The sequence below is a fragment of the Streptomyces sp. UH6 genome (assembly GCF_013421635.1).
Lineage (GTDB): Bacteria > Actinomycetota > Actinomycetes > Streptomycetales > Streptomycetaceae > Streptomyces > Streptomyces abyssomicinicus.
On record NZ_JACADT010000405.1, the window covers coordinates 1 to 4,854 of the forward strand.

General features: G+C 72.2%; 4 protein-coding genes. 1 reads left to right on the plus strand and 3 read right to left on the minus strand.

Annotated features, from left to right (window positions below; all coding sequences use genetic code 11):
• Positions 1–1,763: PP2C family protein-serine/threonine phosphatase (locus HW445_RS18645; protein ID WP_180222133.1), on the plus strand; the 1,763-nt coding region annotated here is incomplete at its 5' end.
• Positions 1,764–1,865: 102 nt separating this feature from the next.
• Here HW445_RS18645 and HW445_RS18650 read toward each other — a convergent pair.
• From HW445_RS18650 to HW445_RS18660, 3 genes are all read right to left on the minus strand, one after another.
• Positions 1,866–2,228 (minus strand): hypothetical protein, encoded by a 363-nt coding sequence (locus HW445_RS18650; protein ID WP_308799446.1) that lies wholly within the window; start codon positions 2,226–2,228, stop codon positions 1,866–1,868.
• The gene (gene ctaD, locus HW445_RS18655; RefSeq protein ID WP_180222134.1) at positions 2,225–3,940 is read right to left on the minus strand and encodes a cytochrome c oxidase subunit I; all 1,716 of its coding nucleotides are present in this window, start codon (positions 3,938–3,940) and stop codon (positions 2,225–2,227) included. Before ctaD ends, HW445_RS18650 begins: the two co-directional genes overlap by 4 nt.
• Positions 3,941–4,128: 188 nt before the next feature.
• Positions 4,129–4,791 (minus strand): pentapeptide repeat-containing protein, encoded by a 663-nt coding sequence (locus HW445_RS18660; RefSeq protein WP_374939667.1) that lies wholly within the window; start codon positions 4,789–4,791, stop codon positions 4,129–4,131.
• Positions 4,792–4,854: the final 63 nt, after the last annotated feature.

Here is a 4,854-nt window from a genome sequence, read left to right on the forward strand (position 1 = left end):
CGCAGCCCTCCTCCGCCATGCCCTCGATCGGCTGGGCCCACAACCCGCGCGGCGGGCGGATCGCCGTCCCGGCCGGCACCGGCGGCCGCGTCCACGGCATCCTCGAGATCTGCTGGCCCGAGCCCCTGGAACCGCAGCCGCCGCAGATCCTGCGCCAGGTCGAGGCGCTGGCCGAACTGTGCGCCCACACGCTGGAGGGCGGCCCCGGGTCCGCGGTCACCCCGGCCGCGGACACCTGGAGCGTGCCGCCGGACCTGTCCGAGCTGGTCGACCTCGCCGAGGGCCTGTACGACCCGGCGCTGGTCCTCACCCCCCACCTGTGGCCCGACGGCCGGCTCGCCGACTTCCGGATCCACCACGTCAACAGTTCCTTCACCGACCCCGCCGGGCGCCCCCGCAACGCGGTCGGCGGCACGCTGCTGCTCGAGTCGTACCCGCTGGCCATGGGGGAGAGCGGCCTGTTCGAGAAGATCGAGCGGGTCTACGCGACCGGCGAGGCGTACCGCGCCCGGGGGATGACGCTGACCACGCTGGTCGACCAGGTGCCCCTGGACACCACCGTCGACGTCAGCGTCAGCCGCCACGGCGGCAGCGTGCTGCTGATCTGGCGGATCGAGGACGACACCGCGCGGCTGGCCAACCTGCTCCAGCACGCGCAGCGGCTCGGCCGGATCGGCGGCTTCGAGGAGAACGTCCTCACCGGCGAGATCGTCTGGAACGACCAGCTCTTCGACCTGTACGGGCTGCCGCACCACACCCGCCCGGTGTCCCTGGAGGAGATGGCGGAGCACGCCCACCCCGACGACGCCGTCTCCATCGGGCGGTTCGTCCGCGCGGTGCTGCACCACCGCAGGCCCGCCTCGGCCGCCTTCCGCCTCCAGCGGCCGGACGGCATCACCCGGCACATCCGGGTGGTCGCCGAGCCCGTCCTCGACGAGGACAACCGGCTGCGCTCGGTACGCGGCGCCTACCAGGACATCTCGGCGCAGCACTGGACCGAGGTGGCGCTGGCGGCCACCCGCGACCAGCTCGCCCACACCGAGCAGCAGGCCGCCGAACGCAACCGGCTCACCCTCCAGCTCCAGCACGCCATCATGCCGCCCAGCCACTCCGGCATGGACAGCCCCGGCCTCCAGGTCGCGGTGCGCTACCGGCCCGCCGAGTCGGAGTCGATGGTCGGCGGTGACTGGTACGACGTGGTGGTGCTGCCCTCCAAGCAGGTCATGCTCTGCGTCGGCGACGTCGCCGGTCACGGCATCGAGGCCGCCACCAGCATGGTCGTGCTCCGCAACGCCATGCGCGGCCTCGCGGTGACCGGCGCCGGCCCCGGACAGCTGCTGGCCTGGCTGAACATCGTGGCCCACTACCTCACCGAGCACGTCACGGCCACCGCCGTCTGCGGCCTCTACGACCCGGAGACCCGCACACTGCGCTGGGCCCGCGCCGGGCACCTCCCGCCGGTCCTGATCCGCGGCGAGAAGGCGTCGCCGCTCCAGCCGGCCGGCGGCATCCTCCTGGGCGCCCTCTCCGAGGCGTCCTACGAGGAGGCCGAGCTCCAGCTGGACGCCGGTGACACGCTGCTGATGTACACCGACGGTCTGGTCGAGCGCCGCGACGAGTCGGTCCAGGACTCCCTGGCCCGGCTCCTGTCCAGCGCCCGCGTCCCCGGGGCCGGCCTCGAGCAGCGCCTCGACCGGCTGCTCACGCACAGCAAGTCCGACACCGACGACGACACCTGCCTGATCGGCATCCGTGTCGTCTGACCGCGTCGTCCGACCGCGTCGTGCGACGGCGCACTCCGACCGCGCCGTGCGACCGTGCCGTCCGACCGCGTGGCCGGGCCGCGTGACCGGACGGCGCCGACGTCAGCGGACGACCAGGGACGTCCAGGCGGCCACGCCCCCCGCGCAGGCCAGGGTGGCGCAGGCCGCGCCGGCGTGGCGGCGCAGCAGGGCGCGGCGCAGCACCCGGTAGCGGGCCTCGTACTCCTCGCCGAGCCGGTCGGCGCGCTCGGCGACGTCCAGCAGCATCCGGCGGGTGAGCCCGATGCGCAGCAGGACGTACTGACGGGTCAGCTCCTCGGCCTGCGCCGTCGTCAGCCACGGCATCCGGGCGCAGAGGCCCTCGGCCTCCTCGCGGGCCCGCTCCCGGTGGGTGTGGGCGATGAGGTGGCCTTCCATCTCGACGGCCGGCGAGTACTCGCGTTCGCCCCGGGCCCCCGGGCTCACGTCCTCGACCCCCGGTGGCTCGCGGCGTCCAGGACGTCCCGCTTGGCGTCGTTCTCGTCCGCGTCGTACGCGGCGAGATCCGGGTGGTGCAGGTCGAACGCCGGGGACTCGGAGCGGATCCGCGGCAGGACCTCGAAGTTGTGGCGCGGCGGCGGGCAGGAGGTGGCCCACTCCAGCGAGCGGCCGAAGCCCCAGGGGTCGTCCGCCTCGATCCGCCGGCCGTACCTGGCGGTCCTCCAGACGTTGTAGAGGAACGGCAGGGTCGACAGGCCCAGCAGGAACGCCGCGACGGAGGAGACGGTGTTGAGGGCGGTGAACCCGTCGGCCGCGAGGTAGTCGGCGTACCGGCGCGGCATCCCCTCGGCGCCCAGCCAGTGCTGGACCAGGAAGGTGCCGTGGAAGCCGGTGAACAGGGTCCAGAAGTGCACCTTCTCCAGCCTCTGGTCCAGCATGGCGCCGGTCATCTTCGGCCACCAGAAGCTGAATCCGCCGAACATCGCGAACACGATCGTGCCGAAGAGCACGTAGTGGAAATGGGCGACGACGAAGTAGCTGTCGGTGACGTGCCAGTCCAGCGGCGGCGAGCCGAGGACCACACCGGTGAGGCCCCCGAAGAGGAAGGTGACGAGGAAGCCCACCGCCCACAGCATGGGCGGCTCGAAGGACAGGGAGCCCTTCCACATGGTGCCGATCCAGTTGAAGAACTTCACCCCGGTGGGCACCGCGATCAGGAAGGTCATGAAGGAGAAGAACGGCAGGAGCACCGCGCCGGTGGCGAACATGTGGTGCGCCCACACCGCCACCGAGAGCCCGGTGATGGCGATGGTGGCGCCGACCAGCCCCATGTAGCCGAAGACCGGCTTGCGGGAGAAGACCGGGATGATCTCGCTGATCACTCCGAAGAACGGCAGCGCCAGGATGTAGACCTCGGGGTGGCCGAAGAACCAGAACAGGTGCTGCCACAGCACCGCCCCGCCGTTCGCCGGGTCGAAGACCTGGGCGCCGAACGCGCGGTCCGCCTCCAGCACGAACAGGGAGGCGGCGAGCACCGGGAAGGCCAGCAGCACCAGCACCGAGGTGAGCAGCACGTTCCAGGTGAAGATCGGCATCCGGAACATGGTCATGCCCGGGGCGCGCAGGCACAGGACGGTGGTGATGAAGTTGACCGCGCCCAGGATGGTGCCGAAGCCGGAGAGCGCCAGGCCCATGATCCACAGGTCGCCGCCGAGGTAGGGCGTGCGCTCGCCGCCGCTGAGCGGGGTGTACGCCGTCCAGCCGAAGTCGGCCGCGCCGTTCGGGGTGAGGAAGCCGCTGAGCACGATCAGGCTGCCGAACAGGAAGAGCCAGAACGAGAACGCGTTCAGCCGGGGGAAGGCGACGTCGGGGGAGCCGATCTGGAGCGGCATGACGGCGTTGGCGAACCCGGCGAAGGTCGGGGTGGCGAACAGCAGCAGCATCATGGTGCCGTGCATGGTGAACGCCTGGTTGTACTGCTCGGCGGAGACCAGCTGCATCCCGGGGCGCGCCAGTTCGGCGCGGAGGAGCAGCGCCAGCAGGCCGGCCAGCAGGAAGAAGACGAACGACGTGATCAGGTACATGTGCCCGATCTTTTTGTGGTCGGTCGTCGTCAGCCAGGAGACGACCACGCGTCCGGGGCCACGGCGGCGGCCGGCCACGGGTACCGGGGCAACGGGTTCGGTCTGGGACGCCATCGGTCTCCTCTGTCGCGGCGATCGCTGTCTCGACGCACCGGTCCAGCGGAAGGTAGCCGCGCGGCCCCGGCATCATCCCGTGCCGGTGCCGTGCGCCTGAGCCGAACGGCGGGCCGTTCCACCCGCCGGAGTGAGCGGCGTGAGCGGCGTGAGAGCCGTCAGAGAGGTGAGCGGGGTGATCGGCGCCGTCAGCGCGAGGTGACCGTGACGCCCAGCGCCTGCGCGAAGGCCGGTGCCAGGTCGAAGAGCTGACCGTGGTCGATGGTGGCCCCGCGGAGCGCCTCCACGCCGTCCGCGACGCCCAGCGCCGCCGCGCCCCGCAGGTCCACCTTGCTCAGCCGGGCGCCGCGCAGGCGGACGCCGTCGAGGGTGGAACCGGGGAAGGACACGTCGGTCAGCGTCGCCTCGCCGAAGTCCACGTCGCGCAGCAGGCAGTCGGTGAAGGAGACCTCCCGCAGCGCCGCGGAGCGCCAGTTGACCGAGTCCAGCTTGCAGTGCGAGAACGTCACCCGGCGCAGGGTGGCGCCGAACGCCTGGACGCCGGCCAGCATCCCGGAGACCACCGAGGCGTCCATCCACCCGGACTCGGCCAGGTCGGTGCCGACCCAGCGCACGGTGTGGCACCACACGTCGGTGAACCGCGCCCGCCGCATCAAGCCGCCCTCGAACGCCACCGAGGTGAAGGCGCACTCGACGAACCGCGCGCCGCCCGCCCGGGCGTCCACGAACTCCCGCTCGCCGGCGTGGACGGTGTCGTAGACGCCCTCCGTCTCCAGCTCGCCGCGCAACGGCTCCAGGTGGCCGGCGTACGGCAGATCGGCGAGTTCTCGGGGGACGGCCGGCACGGGCACCTCACGGTCGTTCGGGGGCGGACGCTCGGGAGCAGGGGACGACTCTACCGGCGCGGGCGCGGC

Coding starts and splice junctions, on each gene's coding strand:
- ctaD (WP_180222134.1), bottom strand. CDS start 3,940: ATGGCGTCCCAGACCGAACCCGTTGCCCCGGTACCCGTGGCCGGCCGC.